This window comes from Streptomyces sp. NPDC039424 (assembly GCF_055639495.1).
In genome coordinates this window covers 147,287-162,194 of the sequence record NZ_JBVKAI010000014.1, presented here as the reverse complement: position 1 = coordinate 162,194, position 14,908 = coordinate 147,287, and the positions used below count along the sequence as shown (strand labels likewise).

Here is a 14,908-nt window from a genome sequence, read left to right as displayed (position 1 = left end):
CCGAATGGAGTGAAATCCCCCTTGTGAAGTTCAAGTGAAGATCATGTGATAACTCTTCTGTCTGGCCGGAAAACGACAGTAGCCGACCTGGGCCGACCGGCCATGAAGAGACAACCCTGGGGGGATTTCTCCATGCGTATACGCGCCGCTCTGCCCGCGCTCGCGGGCGCCGCCGTGCTCACCGGCACCCTGCTCAGCACGCCCGCCGAGGCCGCCGGCGGGGTCACCATCTACCACGTCTGGTTCGACAGCCCCGGCTCGGACAACCGCTCCAACACGAGCCTCAACGGCGAGTGGGTGCAGATCAAGAACACCAGCGGGTCGGCGATCTCGCTGAAGAGCTGGGTCCTGAAGGACGCCTCGAACCACAAGTACGTCTTCCCCGACGTCAAGATCGGCGCGGGCAAGACCATGAAGGTCCGTACGGGTCAGGGCTCGGACACCACGTCGAACAAGTACCAGGACCGCCGTGCCTACGTCTGGAACAACACCAGCGACACGGCCACGCTGACCAAGGCGAGCGGCACCAAGGTCGACTCCTGCTCCTGGACGACGCGGGATCCGAGCGACAAGTACTGCTGAGTCAGCGCACCGGGCGGTGCACGTTCTCCCGTCGGCTTGGGCCCGGGGTCGCGTCGGCGATCCACGGGCCCTCGCCCGACGGGTCGACGATCCCCTGCTCCAGCCACTCGTAGGCGCCGCCGAGGACTCCCTTGACCACCTTGCCGTCGATGTCGTCGGTGTTGCGCCAGAGCCGGTCGAAGAGTTCCTCCACCCGGATGCGGGACTGGCGGCAGAAGGCGTCGGCGAGCTGGTAGGCCTCGCGGCCGTGGTCGCCCTGGCTGCGCAGCAGCTCGGCCCGGACGCAGGCCGCGCTCATCGCGAACAGCTCCGCGCCGATGTCCACGATCCGGCCGAGGAAGCCCTGCTTGGTCTCCATCCGGCCCTGCCAGCGGGACATGGCGTAGAAGGTGGAGCGGGCCAGCTTGCGGGCGTGCCGCTCGACGTAGCGCAGGTGGCCGGAGAGATCCACGCCGTGCTTGAACTCGCTGTACGAGGCGGGTAGTTGCCCCGGTCCCGCGACCAGCTTCGGCAGCCACTTGGCGTAGAAGACACCGGCGTTCGCGCCTGCCTTCGCCTTGTCCGAGAGGGTCTTGTCGGGGTCGATGAGGTCACCGGCGACCGACAGGTGGGCGTCGACGGCCTCGCGTGCGATCAGCAGGTGCATGATCTCGGTGGAGCCCTCGAAGATCCGGTTGATGCGCAGGTCGCGCAGGATCTGCTCGGCGGGGACGGCTCGCTCGCCGCGGGCCGCCAGCGACGCGGCCGTCTCGAAGCCCCGGCCGCCGCGGATCTGGACCAGTTCGTCGGCCATCAGCCAGGCCATCTCGGAGCCGTACAGCTTGGCGAGGGCGGCCTCGATGCGGATGTCGTTGCGGTTCTCGTCGGCCATCTGGCTCGACAGGTCCAGTACGGCCTCCAGCGCGAAGGTCGTGGCGGCGATGAAGCTGATCTTGGAGCCGACCGCCTCGTGCAGCGCGACCGGCTTGCCCCACTGCTCCCGGGCCGCCGACCACTCGCGGGCGATCTTCAGGCACCACTTGCCCGCGCCGGCGCACATCGCGGGCAGCGACAGGCGGCCGGTGTTCAGGGTGGTCAGGGCGATCTTCAGGCCGGAGCCCTCCTCGCCGATGCGGTTCGCGGCGGGGACGAGCACCTGGTGGAAGCGGGTGACGCCGTTCTCCAGACCGCGCAGGCCCATGAAGGCGTTGCGGTTCTCGACCGTGACGCCCTCCGAGGCGGCCTCGACCACGAACGCGGTGATCCCGCCCCTGTGCCCCTCGGACTTCGGCACGCGGGCCATGACGACGAGCAGGTCGGCGACGACCCCGTTGGTCGTCCAGAGTTTCACCCCGTCGAGGACGTAGTCGTCGCCGTCGGGGACGGCCGTGGTGGCCAGGCGCGCGGGGTCCGAGCCGACGTCCGGTTCGGTGAGGAGGAAGGCGGAGATGTCGGTGCGGGCGCAGCGGGGCAGGAAGGTGTCCTTCTGCTCCTGGGTGCCGAAGAGCTTCAGCGGCTGGGGTACGCCGATCGACTGGTGGGCCGACAGCAGGGCGCCGATCGCCGGGTTGGCGGAGCCGGCCAGGGCGAGGGCCTTGTTGTAGTAGACCTGCGTCAGGCCCAGGCCGCCGTACCTGGTGTCGATCTTCATGCCGAACGCGCCGAGCTCCTTGAGCCCGTCGATGACCTCGTCCGGGATCCGCGCGTCCCGCTCGATCCGGGCGCCGTCGATCTTCGTCTCGCAGAAGTCGCGCAGCTTCGCGAGGAACTCCTCGCCCCGCTGCGCGTCCTCGTCGGCCGGGAGGGGGTGCGGGTGGATGAGGTCGAGCCGGAAGCGGCCGAGGAACAGTTCCTTGGCGAAGCTCGGCTTGCGCCAGTCCTGTTCCCGCGCGGCCTCCGCCACCTGGCGGGCCTCGCGTTCGGTGACGGTGGGTTTTTTGGTGGTGGGGGCGGACATGAGGCTCACCTCGCCGCGAAGAGGGATGATTGCGGACCGTTCGTTACCGACCAGTGCTACTGGATCGTTAGTACCCGAAACGGGCCGCCCCCACCAGTCCTGGCGCGTCCGTTCGGCCGAAGTACCCCGCCCCCGCCGCTCTGGCCGATGCCGACGGGGTCCGACGTCCGGGCGTCCGGGGAGCTCGCGGACCTCGGCCCCGGAAACCCACGCGCCCGCGACCGGGGCGGCGGGGCTCGGCGACGGACTCGGGCTCGCGCCGGGCCAGGCCGGAGCGGGCGGGGTACGACGCCCGGGTGTCCGGAGAACTCACCGACCTCGGCCCCAGAAACCCCCACGTACCCGTGACCGGGGCGGCTCCGCGACGGGCTCGCCCCTGGCAGGAACGGGCCGGAGCGGACGGTGGTACGACGCCCAGGCGTCCGGAGAGCTCGCGGATTTCGGAGCCGGGCTCGGGCACGCGCCGGGCCGGAGCGGACGGCGGGGCGCGAGCCAGCGCCGTATCGGCTCGGCTCGGGCCCCGATCAGCTCCACTGCCCGCTCCGACGCCCGTTCGGCCGGAGCCCGCGCAGGCCCTGGCGCCCTAAGCCCCGGCGTCGGATCGGCTCACGCCGACGCGGTACGGCCTCGCGTCCGGCCGCCTCGCCCCCAACCTCAGGCTCGCCCTGCCAGAGGGCTACGCGCCGGATCAGCCGATGCTGGCGCGCTACACCCCCGCGCCCACGAACCCCATCACACCGGCCCCCGCCCCGGGATCGACCAGCACCGGCACGCCGCACCCCCGCGAAGGCCGCCCGGTCAGGGCCCCGTGGCCGGGTCAGCCGATGTCGACCGAGTAGGACTTGGTGTCGAGGCGGCCGGTGCCCTTGAAGACCTCGGTGCCGGATTCGATGCCGGAGATGTACTTGTCGTCGGTGAGGAGCTTGCGGCGGACGAGGGCCTGGGTGAAGTCGTCCAGGTTGAGGGTGGCGCTGGTGGTGTTGGTGCGGCGGACGAAGGAGTAGACGTGCCAGCCGATGTCGCCCTGGTAGATGTCCCACATGGCGCCGCCGAGGCTGACGCTGCCGTATTTGGTGCCCAGGGGGCCGGCGCCGCCCTGGCGGTTGAGCCAGATCATGATCTCGTCGGTGGGCTGGTCCTGCCAGTCCGCGGTGCTCTTGGTGTGCAGCCACAGGTCGTAGGCGACGTTCATGGTGCCGGGGCTGGAGCTGAGCGAGAAGTTCCACTTGGCGGTGACCTTCTTGCGGTCGCCGACCCGGATCGGCAGCCCGGTGGTCGCCTTGTCGACCTTCCAGCCCCAGTGCCAGCCCAGGACCGTACTGGCGTAGGACTTCACGTCGGAGTCCTTGCCCTTGCTGTTGTTCGCCCAGGTGTAGTCGGTGCCCCAGGAGATGGTGGAGCCGGAGGCGGAGTTGTCCCAGACGCACTGGGTGCCCGTGCCCTTGTCCTGGCCCCAGAGGTTGTCGTTCACGTAGTACTTGCCGAGCGTGACGGTGTCGAAGGCCGTGCACTTCTTGCTCGACTCGCCGGCCTGCGCCACGGTCACGCCCGCGGCGGCCGCCAGGGCGACCGAGGCGGCGACCAGCGTCTTCGCCTTCTTGGACAGGCGCGGTCTGCGGTGTTGCATCGGGGGTCCTTCCGAGGGACGGTTCGTGTACCGCCCCTTCGTGGTCACCGGCCCGCCGAAAGGTTGCCGCGCATCCGTCATCACGTCACCGGGAAAACCTGTCGAAGCGCTTCGACAAACTATGGACACCCACCCTTGCTGAAGCTACTGTCGATACACCCTCACTCGCCCCTGTCAGCAACGCGCACTGTCGAAGCGCTTCACAAAGCTTGGAGAGCTGGATGGTCACCCTCGCCGAGGTCGCCCAGCACGCCGGAGTCTCGGCGAGCACGGTGAGCTATGTCCTCAGCGGCAAGCGGTCCATCTCCGCCACCACCCGGCAGCGGGTCGAGCAGAGCATCCGGGAGCTCGGGTACCACCCGAACGCGGGCGCCCGCGCCCTGGCCAGCAACAGGTCGAACATCATCGCCCTGATGATCCCGCTGCGCACCGACATGTACGTACCGGTGATGATGGAGATCGCCATAGCGGTGGCCACCACCGCCCGCACCCACGGGTACGACGTGCTGCTGCTCACCGGCGAGGAGGGCCCCGACGCGGTGCGCCGGGTCACCGGTAGCGGGCTCGCCGACGCGATGATCCTGATGGACGTCGAGCTCGACGACGAGCGGCTGCCGCTGCTGCGCGGCGCGGACCAGCCCTCCGTCCTCATCGGCCTGCCCGCCGACACCACCGGCCTGACCTGCGTCGACCTGGACTTCGCGGCGACCGGCGCGCTGTGCGTCGAGCACCTGGCGAAGCTCGATCACCGTGACATCGCTGTCATCGGCGAGGCCCCCGCGGTCTACGAGCGGCACACCGGTTTCGCCGAGCGCACCCTCGACGGTCTGCGCACCCGCGCGCGGGAGCTGGGCCTCAGGGTGCTGCACCGCCCGTGCGAGGCCGGGTACGACGCGATGGCCGTCACCCTCGCCCGGATCTTCGACGAGCGCCCGGGCACCACCGGGTTCGTCGTGCAGAACGAGTCCGCGGTCGAGCCGCTGCTCGCTCTGCTGCGCCAGCAGGGCCGCGCGGTGCCCGAGGACGTGTCGGTGGTCGGCATCTGCCCGGAGCCGGTCGCCGTCCAGGCCTCGGTGCGGCTGACGTCGGTCGCCATCCCGGCACAGGAGATGGGCCGGTACGCCGTGGAGCACCTGGTGGCCAAACTGGACGGCCGCGGCAGCGACGAAGTCGTGCTGATCACACCCGAGTTGACCGTACGGGCGAGCACGGGGCCGGCGCCGGCCGGTTCCTGACCCACCGGAGTTCCACGCGTCGCCCCGTCCGGGGCACCCCCATGTCTGCACTCCTTCAGGAGCACGCCACGTGAATCAGCCTGCCGAAACCCAGCCCAAGGTCAGCCTCGCGCAATCCTCCCCCACCGTAGGCACGCTCCGCGAGCGGGACGGCGGGCTGGAGTGGAGCGGCCGTCAGGAGACGGTGCGCGTCGAGCCCTGGGGGCCGGACGCGGTCCGGGTGCGCGCCCGGCTCGGCGGTCCCGTGCTCGACGCGCTGCCGGGCGCCCTGCTCGACGCGCCGCCCGCCACCGAGAGCACCGTCAAGATCGGTGACGGGGAGGGGTGGCTGACGGTCGGCGGGCTGACCGTGGAGGTGAACGCGGAGGGCCTGATCCGTTTCCTGCGCACGGACGACCTGTCCGAGCTGCTCGCCGAGGAGCGCGCCCACTTCTGGTGGCCCGGCCCCCGCCTGTACACGGCCGTCGGCAACGGCCACCACCGCCTGGAGCAGCGCTTCGCCGCGTACGAGGGCGAGAAGCTGTTCGGCCTGGGCCAGCACCAGCACGGGCGGCTCGACCAGAAGGGCCTGGTCCTCGACCTCGTCCAGCGCAACGCCGAGGTCGGCATCCCGGTGCTGGCCTCCAGCCGCGGCTACACCCTGCTGTGGAACAACCCGGCGATCGGCCGCGTGGAGCTGGCGCACAACGGCACCCGCTGGGTGGCGGACTCGGCCCGCCAGATCGACTACTGGATCACCGCGGGCACCCCGGCCGACGGCCAGCGCCGCTACAGCGCGGTGACCGGCCGCACCCCGATGCTGCCGGAGTGGGCGGCGGGCTTCTGGCAGTGCAAGCTGCGCTACCGCACCCAGGACGAACTCCTCGCGGTGGCACGGGAGTACAAGCGCCGGGGCCTGCCCCTGTCCGCCATCGTCTGCGACTTCTTCCACTGGACCCACCTGGGCGAGTGGAAGTTCGACCCGAAGGAGTGGCCGGACCCGGCGGCGATGGTCCGCGAGCTCGACGAGCTGGGTGTGAAGCTGGTGGTGTCCGTGTGGCCGTCGGTGTCCCCTCTGTCGGAGAACCACCCGGTGATGGAGCAGCGCGGCTACTTCATCGGCACCCAGTACGGCCCGATGGCGCACGCCGACTGGCCGGACAAGGAGGTCGCCTCCACCGTCCAGGTCGCCTTCTACGACGCCACGAACCCCGAGGCCCGGGAGTTCGTCTGGTCGAAGGTCCGCGACAACTACCTTCTCCCGTACGGCATCACGGCCTTCTGGCTGGACGCCTGCGAGCCGGAGCTGAAGCCGGGCTTCTCGGAGAACCTGCGCTACTGGTCGGGCCCCGGCCTGGAGGTCGGCAACATCTACCCGGCCGAGAACGCCCGCACCTTCTACGAGGGCCTGCGCGCGTCCGGCGAGGACGAGGTGGTCACCCTCAACCGCTCGGCCTGGGCGGGCAGTCAGCGCTACGGCGCCGCCCTGTGGTCCGGCGACATCGGCACCGACTTCGCGACGCTGCGCCGCCAGATCGCGGCCGGACTCAACACCGCCCTGTCCGGGATCCCCTGGTGGAACACCGACATCGGCGGCTTCCACGGCGGCGACCCGGACGACCCGGCGTACCGGGAGGTGATGGTCCGCTGGTTCCAGTTCGGCGCGCTGTCCCCGCTGATGCGCCTGCACGGCTTCCGCGACCCGGGCATGGCGCTCGGCCCGGAGATGACCGGCGGCCCGAACGAGGTCTGGTCGTACGGCGAGGAGGCCGGCGCGATCCTGGAGCGGTACCTGCGGCTGCGCGAGCGGCTGAAGCCGTACGTCCTGAAGGTGATGCGGGAGGCGCACGAGGAGGGGCTGCCGGTGATGCGTCCGCTGTTCCTGGAGTTCCCGGACGACCAGGCGACCTGGTCGGTCGACGACGCCTATCTCTTCGGCCGGGACCTGCTCGTCGCCCCGGTGCTCACGGCGGGCGCCACCGCCCGCACGACGTACCTCCCGGCGGGCGCCCGCTGGACGGACGCGTGGACCGGTGGGACGTACGAGGGCGGTACGGCCGTCACGGTCGACGCCCCGCTGGACCGGATCCCGCTGTTCCTGCGGGACGGGGCGGAGCTGCCGATCACCGGGTGAGCAAGGCGGGGCCGGTCCCTCACGGAACCGGCCCCCGGGTCTTTCCCGGCTCAGCTGCTGCTGACGCTCTCGCTGTTGGTGGTGAAGTTCAGGCCGCCGGAGGAGGACGTGATCTCGAAGCCGAACTGCAGGTCACCGATGGTGACGTTGCCGAACCAGCCCTTGGTGTCCTTGATCCACTTCAGGATCGGCAGGATGTTGACGGTGCCGGAGGTCGAGTTCGACGTCCGGACGAACGAGAAGACGTCGTTGGCGGTGTTGTTGCCCTTGTAGACGGTCCAGGTGGAGCCGCCGAGCGTCACGGTGCCCTGCGAGGTGCCGAGCGGGCCGACGGCTCCGGTCTTGTTGACCCAGAGCATGACCTCGTAGTCGTAGTTGGTGTCCCAGATGTCGTACGAGGTGTTGTACGAGCCGGACGACGGAACCGTGACGTTGTAGCTGCTGGTCAGCGAGGACAGCGAGGTGATCGACTTGTTGATCACCTTCTTGGCGTTCGGGTAGGACTTGATCCCGCCGGTGTTGGGGTGGTCGGCCCAGACGCCCCAGTTGGTGCCGGAGTTGGCCCAGACGCACTGGCTGCCCGCGCCCGAGCCCCAGATGTTGTTGTAGAGGGTGTAGCCGTTCAGGCTGGTGTTGCCGTACTGCTCGCAGGAGCTCCAGACGGCGGCCGAGGCGGGGGCGGAGGCGAGACCGACGATGGCACCGAGGGCCAGGGCGGGGGCCAGCAGGGCCTTGGTGACCCGGCTCAGCGTGCGTGTTGCCATGGTGTCCCTTCCATGGGTGGGGGGAGATGCGGGGATTACCACGTCCCCAGGGTGAGGACGCGGTCTTCTCCGGCGACGAGGTCGAGCGGCTCCGTCCCGGAGGAAGTCCTGAGTTCGATGCGGTGACCGCGGGTGGGGCGCAGCACCGCGGTGGCCGAGTCGCGGCTCCAGGTGAGGTCCAGCTCCGCCCCGAACCGGGTGCGTACGCCCCGGAGCCGCCCCTCGGGGTACGCGGCCGGGAGCGCGGGCAGCAGGACCAGGCGGTCCGGGGTGGACTGCACGAGGGTCTCGATCAGCACGGCGGGCAGGGTGTGCGCGGCGTCCGCGTTGTAGACGTCGCGGTTCGGGTAGTGCGCGCTCATCAGGGAGGCGTGGAAGAAGTCGCCGTCCAGGACGGCGGCGAGGGCCTGGGAGACGCGTTCGCCGTCCCTCAGCCGGGCCGCGATCAGGGCGTGGTGGAGGTGGCCGTGGGCCGAGTCGTTCTCCGCGCCGCGCAGTTCGAGGGCGCGGTGGGCGGCGGCGGCCAGGTACGGGTTGTCGTACGGGTTGATCTCGTCGAGGGGCCAGACGCCGTAGAGGTGGCTGAGGTGGCGGTGGTCGTAGCTGTCCTCCAGGCCCGGCCAGGCCCATTCGGCGAGGGCGCCGTCGGTGTTGATCCGGTGCGGCGAAAGCCGGTCGGCGAGGGCGCGCCAGTGGTCGGCGTCGGGGGTGTCCGGGTGGTACTCGGCCGCCGTGAGCAGGGCGTGGCGGGCCGCCGAGAGGTCCATGGCGGCGTTGATCGCGCCCCAGCTCGCGTTCGCGGGCCGGTTCTCGGGCGAGTAGGAGGGGACGACGACCAGATGGCCGTCGTCGTCGGTGCGGGTGAGGAAGTCCTCGTAGAACCGGGCGACTTCGGCGAGCGCGGCGGCGGTGCGCGGGTCGCGTGCGCCGCGTGTCTCGTCGTGGTCGACGAGCGGTTTGAGCAGCCAGTCGGCGCCCGCCGTCCACAGGTGCAGCGGGTACTCGCGGCTGAAGTGGTACGTCAGTGCGGACTCGCCGTCGGTGTGCGCGGGGGCGGCGGCGCCCCGGGTGCCGAAGACGGCCCTCGCGTTCTCCCGCCAGTCGGGCAGCTGGCGCCGGACGAGAGCGGCGAGTGCCTCGGTGACCTCCGGGAGGGCGGCGGCCGGCGCGGAGGCGGTCTGGAGATTGAGGTTGGCGTCGTTGGTGAACGCGCCGGACCATGCGGTGTTCCAGTCGCCGGTCCACAGTCCGGTGAGGCGGGGCGGGTTGAGGCCGGAGGCGGACAGCAGGTGGTAGCGGCCGGCCGCGAAGAGCCGCTCCACGAGGGCCGTGCTGCCCGGGCGCTTCAGCAACTCCGAGCCGGGCAGTGCGCGTTCGGCGGGGTCGGCGGCGAGGTCCAGGGTGACGCGGTCGTAGGCGGTGCGGTGCGGGGTGAGGTGGCGGGCGAGGAGGGCGTCGTAGGACTGATCGCCCCATACGTCCCGCAGCTCCCGGGCCTGAGCCACCACGTCCAGCTCCCCCGTGTGGCGGCGCACCCGGGTGAGGAGCAGGACCGACTCGGCGCCCGCGACCCGCACGCCCGGCGGGGCGAGGGTGGTGGTGCCGCCCGTGACCGCGACCAGGGTCAGGCCGGTGTACGCGCGGTCGCTGCCCGGGTAGCGGACGCGCAGGGTGAGCAGGGCGCCCTCGGGGGTGAGGAGGGCGCCGTCGCCGACGCCGAGTCCGGTGGGCGCGTTCGGCAGCCGGGGGTCCAGGCTGATGTCGAGCGTGTGGCCGGGCGCGGTGACGTGCTGGACGATCAGGTCGTCGGCGCGGGAGACGAAGACGCGGCTGGTCCAGTCGGCGCAGGTGGCCGTCGTCTCGCCGGTGGTGAAGTCCACGCAGCGGCGGTAACCGGGGTGGTCGTCGGCGCGGTCTTCGGGGGTCCGCCGCAGCCGGGTCTGGAAGGCGGGGTGGAAGGGCTGCACCCATTGCAGCGGGCGGCCGTCGGTGAAGCTCTCGGCGGCGGTGAGGTCGCCGGCGAGCAACCGGTCCTGGAGGGCGGTCAGTTCGGCGGCCAGCTCGGGCGGGCGGGCGTGTTCGCCGCCGTTGGGGCGGACCAGGGTGTGATGGGTGACGATGACCCGGTCGTCGTTCGGATCACCGAACACAAGGGCGCCGTGGTGGCCGTTGCCGCTCAGGAAACCGTCCTCCCAGCGGGTCGCGGGGTGAGGTTCCCAGGTTCCGTGCACGGGTTCGTGCGTCATGGCTTCAGTACCGCCGTTCCGTAGCGTCCGAGCGTGGTCCGCTCGGTGACGGTAACCCCGGTGAGCAGGTCGTGGTGGACGCCGGGCACCTCGACGGTCGCCGGCTCGCGCCCGTGGTTGAGCAGGAACAGCAGCTCGCCGCGCCGGACGGCCTCCACCCCGGCGGGCAGACCGTCGAGCACCGGGCGGACGCCCGCCGCGTCGGCGATCCGGGCGAGCAGTGTGCGCAGCGCGTGCGGCTCGGGGAGCGTGGAGACGTACCAGGCGCGGCCCCGGCGCAGCACTGCGGGCAGTCCGTCGAGCTCGCCGCCCTTGTAGGGAGTCGTCTCGTCGACGGTGTCGGCGGCCTCGATCTCCTCCGACCACAGCGTCCCCCGGAAGCCGTCGCACTCGACGCTCTCCCCCGCGTCCAGCGGCCACCACTCGTGCAGCGTGCGGATGCCGAACAGCTCGCGCAGCCGTTCGTCCATGCCGCCGGGCCGCACCCGGTCGTCCTCGTCGGCGACGCCGGTGAGGAAGCCGCAGACGAGGGTGCCGCCGTCGCGGACGTACGCGAGGAGGTTGGCGACGGCGGCGTCTGTGAGGAGGTAGAGCTGCGGCACGACGACGCACCTGTAGGCGGACAGGTCGTGTTCGGGGTGGGCGAAGTCGGTGGTGAGGCGGGACTCCCACAGGGCGCGGTGCCAGGCGTGCAGGACGGCCGGGTGGTCGACCTCGGTGGACAGGCGGCCGTCCTGGGCGCCGGCCCACCAGGCGTGCCAGTCGTGCAGGATCGCGATGTCGGCCTTCGTGTGGCTGCCCAACACCTGCGGGGCGATCTTCCGCAGCTCGGCGCCCAGTCGCCTGACCTCCTGGAAGGTGCGCCCGTGCTCACCCGCGTGGCTGACCATCCCGGAGTGGAACTTCTCCGCGCCCTGCCGGGACTGGCGCCACTGGAAGTAGCAGACGGCGTCCGCGCCCCGGGCGACGGCCTGGAGGGTCCACAGGCGGTTGAGGCCCTTCGGCTTCGGGTGGTTCACCCCGCGCCAGTTGACCGGTCCGGCCGCCTGTTCCATCAGCATCCAGGGGCCGCGGGCCTGGGAGCGGGTCAGGTCCTGGACCAGCGCGCCGTGCTGGGCGCCGAGCGGGTCGCGCGGGTCGGGGTAGAGGTCGACGGAGACGACGTCCTCCTCCTCGGCCCAGCGCCAGGCGTCCTGGCCGAAGAAGAGCGGCATGAAGTTGGTGGTGACCGGGATGTGCGGGGTGTGGCGGGCGACGATGTCGCGTTCGGCCGTGCAGCACTCCAGGAGCATGTCGGAGGTGAAGCGGCGGAAGTCCAGCACCTGGGTGGGGTTGTTCAGGTAGTGGGCGTGGCGTGGGGGCAGGATGCCGTCCCAGCTGTCGTAGCCCTGGCTCCAGAAGGCGGTGCCCCAGGCGGTGTTGAGGGCGTCGAGGGTGCCGTACTTCTTCCGGAGCCAGCGGCGGAACGCCGCCGCCGCCTCGTCGCCGTAGTCGTAGGTGCAGTACTCGTTGTTGATGTGCCACATCGTGAGGGCCGGGTGGGTGCCGTAGCGGGCGGCGAGGTCCTCGGTGATGGCGGCGGCGTAGCGGCGGTAGGTGGCGCTGGAGTGCGAGAAGTGCTGGCGTCCGCCCCACCACTCGGTGCGGCCGTCGGCGTCGCGGGGCAGGGTTTCCGGGTGCAGCCGGCCCATCCAGGGCGGGGGCGAGGAGGTGGGGGTGGCGAGGACGACCCCGATGCCGCCCTCGTGCATCAGGTCCATCAGTGTGTCCAGCCACCCGAACTCCCGTGCTCCCGGGTGGGGTTCGAGCTTGGCCCAGGAGAAGACACCGAGGGTCACGGAGTTGACCCCGGCGTCCTTCATCAGCCGGACGTCCTCGTGCCAGGTCTCCTCGGGCCACTGCTCGGGGTTGTAGTCGCCGCCGAAGAGGATGCGGCCGCGGGTGGCGTCACCGAGGTCCGGCATCAGGCCGGCTCCCCGTACTGGATGCCGCGCCCGTTGGTGGCGAGGTAGACCCGGCCGTACACCCGAGGGTCACCGATGACGACGTCGCCGATGTACCCCCACTGGTGGGCGTCGTCGTTGATCCTCACCCAGGTCTTCGCCTGGTCGTCGGAGCGGTAGACGGCGGTGATGCTCTCGGTCGAGCCGACCTGGTAGACCGCCGGGTAGTCGGCGCCGTCGGCGGCCTTGCCGAAGCCGAGGGCGTACGAGGCCCAGCAGCTTGCGACCTTGGTGAAGCCGGCACCGCCGTCGGTGGAGCGGTACAGCCCGTTCCATTTGGTGCTCAGCCACAGGTCACCGGAGCGTCCGGGTGCGGCGGCCAGCTTGAACTGGCTGTCGCCGGACGGGAGCCCGGTCGCACCCTTGGTGAACGTCAGGCCGCTGTCGGAGCTGACGTACACCGTTCCCGTGTCGGTGTCGAACGTGTAGAAGCGCGTCGGGTCGGCCGGGTCGGCGACCGGTGTGGCGCCCTTCGGGCAGGAGGAGATCTCGGACCAGGTCGCGCCGTTGTCCGCGGAGCGCTGCGCCGGGTTCTTGGTGCCGTCCCAGTGCACGAAGGTCCACAGCAGCACGCTGCCGTCGGCGTTGACGGCGATCGGTCCCGGAGCGTCCTTGGCGATGGCGGGCTGGGCCTCGAAGGGAGCCCAGGTCTTCCCGCCGTCGTCGGAGTAGGCGCCGTTGCCGTGGTCGCCCCAGCCCGAGCGGACGACGTACGACGGCTTGTGCGCGGCCTGCGCGAGCCCGGTAGCGGTCCCGAACACGGGGTTCGTCGCCATGCCGCGCGAGGGCGACGCCGTGAGGCGTTCGTGGTACAGCACGCCGATGTCGCCCGACCCGCTGATCAGGTGCGCCGTCCCGGCCGGGGGCGAGATCAGCTGGCGGACGGACGTCTCCTCCAGGCCGCGGACCTGCGGGGCCCAGTGCTTGAGGTCGCGGGTGCCGTAGAGGGTGGCGCCCGTGCCGTGGACGACATGCTGGGAGTCGTACGGGTCGACGGCGAGGGCCTGGATCCACCAGCCGAACTTCGGCCGGTCCGCGCCGAAGGTGAGAAAGGGGGTCTCGGAGACGTCGAGGACGGCCTTGTCCTTCAGCGACTTCCAGGTTCGGCCGCCGTCCGTGGTCCGCAGCAGCGTGTCGCCGTCCGCCCAGCGGTTGTTGGTGGAGACGACGACGGTGCCGGGGTGACGGGCGTCGACGGCGACCCCGCCGTAGCCGAAGGTGTCCGCCGAACCGTCGGCGGTGGTCCCGCCCGGCTTCACGGGCGTGACCTCGGTCCACTTGCCGGTGGTGGTGTTCAGCTTGTGCACGCTGCCGGTGGACTGGCCATTGGGGCCGGGCGCGTCGGCGTACGTCACGTACAGCTCATGGGTGTGGCGTTCGTACGCGGCCCGGATCGGGGCCTTGGCCGAGGTGCCGGACGGCTGCCCGGGCACGGCTTCCCAGGTGGTGCCGTCGGTGGTCCGGTAGAGGCCGGTGGAGCCGTCGCCCCAGCCCGCGTAGACGGCGCGTCCGGCCGCGACGAGGAGGACGACGCCCTGCCCGGACCCGCTCGCGGTCGCGGGGAAGCCGGTGGCCGCCGTCCAGGTGGCGCCCCGGTCGGTGGACTTCAGCAGCCCGTCGTGCCGGGTGCCCAGCCACAGGGTGTCGCTGTCCCTCGGGTCCACGAGCAGCCGCTCCCCCGCTCCCCGCCCGTCCTCGTTGGCGCCGAGCTTCACCGACAGGTCGGAGCGGGTCCAGGTGGCGCCGCGGTCGTCGGAGCGCAGGACGGCGCCGTTGCCCGCCCAGGACTGGGTGTAGGTGCCGAGGGCGAGGTACAGGCGGTCGGGGTGGGCGGGGTCGATCGCCAGGGCCTCGACACCGAGCAGGTTCCAGTCGTCCCAGCCGATGTGGTCGATGAGCGGGACCCAGCGGGAGTGGCTGTCGTCCCAGCGGTAGGCGCCGCCGATGTCGGTACGGGCGTAGGCGAGGCCGCGTACGGCCGGGTGGAAGAGCACACCGGTGACGAATCCGGTGCCGCCGATCACCGCGTTGCGCCAGCGGTACGCGGGCTGCCGGGCTTCGGCGGCGCGGGCGTTGCCCGGGAGTGCGGGGATCGTCGTCAGGGCGGCTGCGGCTGCCGTACCGGCGAGGACGGCTCTACGGCTCAGGGGGGAGGCGTGCATGGGGTACCTCGGTGGGTTAGGGGAGCGGGGTCGGGAGGTGGCCGGGGTTGGTGCTGGGCCGGGGGGCGCTTGCCCGCGCCGGCGGGGTGCCGCTGCGCCCACCCGTGCCGCCCCAAGCGGCACGACTGCCCGCAGCTGGGGCCGCTCTGCGACGTGCGGTCACTGCAACCCCCAGGGGCGCGGGGAACTGCGCGATCAGCCACGACGGCGCTTCAGCCGAAAGGCGACGGCCAGCCCTAC

9 protein-coding genes are annotated in these 14,908 nt (G+C 71.4%); 3 read left to right on the top strand and 6 right to left on the bottom strand.

The features are described 5' to 3' along the window. Positions 1-132 precede the first annotated feature (132 nt). Positions 133-582: a lamin tail domain-containing protein gene (locus tag ACZ7L0_RS30280; protein WP_471245694.1), complete on the top strand. Its 450-nt coding sequence runs from the start codon at positions 133-135 to the stop codon at positions 580-582. Position 583: 1 nt separating this feature from the next. On the opposite strand, the gene ACZ7L0_RS30275 is transcribed toward ACZ7L0_RS30280, so the two are convergent. Both ACZ7L0_RS30275 and ACZ7L0_RS30270 read right to left on the bottom strand, forming a co-directional pair. Continuing rightward, positions 584-2,518, bottom strand: a complete 1,935-nt coding sequence (locus tag ACZ7L0_RS30275) for an acyl-CoA dehydrogenase family protein (protein ID WP_471245693.1) — start codon at positions 2,516-2,518, stop codon at positions 584-586. Between the two features lie 817 nt (positions 2,519-3,335). Further along, positions 3,336-4,145: a GH12 family glycosyl hydrolase domain-containing protein gene (locus tag ACZ7L0_RS30270; RefSeq protein WP_471245692.1), complete on the bottom strand. Its 810-nt coding sequence runs from the start codon at positions 4,143-4,145 to the stop codon at positions 3,336-3,338. 221 nt (positions 4,146-4,366) lie between these two features. On the opposite strand from ACZ7L0_RS30270, the gene ACZ7L0_RS30265 reads away from it, so the two are divergent. Both ACZ7L0_RS30265 and ACZ7L0_RS30260 read left to right on the top strand, forming a co-directional pair. Next, a complete protein-coding gene (locus ACZ7L0_RS30265; RefSeq protein WP_471245691.1) occupies positions 4,367-5,380 on the top strand; it encodes a LacI family DNA-binding transcriptional regulator in 1,014 nt (337 codons plus the stop codon). A gap of 70 nt (positions 5,381-5,450) precedes the next feature. Further along, positions 5,451-7,493: a glycoside hydrolase family 31 protein gene (locus tag ACZ7L0_RS30260; protein ID WP_471245690.1), complete on the top strand. Its 2,043-nt coding sequence runs from the start codon at positions 5,451-5,453 to the stop codon at positions 7,491-7,493. A 50-nt stretch (positions 7,494-7,543) separates the two neighbouring features. On the opposite strand, the gene ACZ7L0_RS30255 is transcribed toward ACZ7L0_RS30260, so the two are convergent. The 4 genes from ACZ7L0_RS30255 to ACZ7L0_RS30240 are packed head-to-tail and all read right to left on the bottom strand — an operon-like array spanning position 7,544 to position 14,668. Continuing rightward, positions 7,544-8,257, bottom strand: a complete 714-nt coding sequence (locus ACZ7L0_RS30255; protein WP_471245689.1) for a glycoside hydrolase family 12 protein — start codon at positions 8,255-8,257, stop codon at positions 7,544-7,546. Between the two features lie 35 nt (positions 8,258-8,292). Next, a complete protein-coding gene (locus ACZ7L0_RS30250; RefSeq protein ID WP_471245688.1) occupies positions 8,293-10,503 on the bottom strand; it encodes a glycosyl hydrolase family 95 catalytic domain-containing protein in 2,211 nt (736 codons plus the stop codon). Further along, a complete protein-coding gene (locus tag ACZ7L0_RS30245; protein ID WP_471245687.1) occupies positions 10,500-12,467 on the bottom strand; it encodes a beta-galactosidase in 1,968 nt (655 codons plus the stop codon). The genes ACZ7L0_RS30250 and ACZ7L0_RS30245 overlap by 4 nt, the downstream gene beginning before the upstream one ends. After that, on the bottom strand, positions 12,467-14,668 hold the full coding sequence (locus tag ACZ7L0_RS30240; RefSeq protein ID WP_471245686.1) for a 1,4-beta-glucanase: 2,202 nt from the start codon (positions 14,666-14,668) through the stop codon (positions 12,467-12,469). Before ACZ7L0_RS30240 ends, ACZ7L0_RS30245 begins: the two co-directional genes overlap by 1 nt. Between the last annotated feature and the right edge of the window lie 240 nt (positions 14,669-14,908).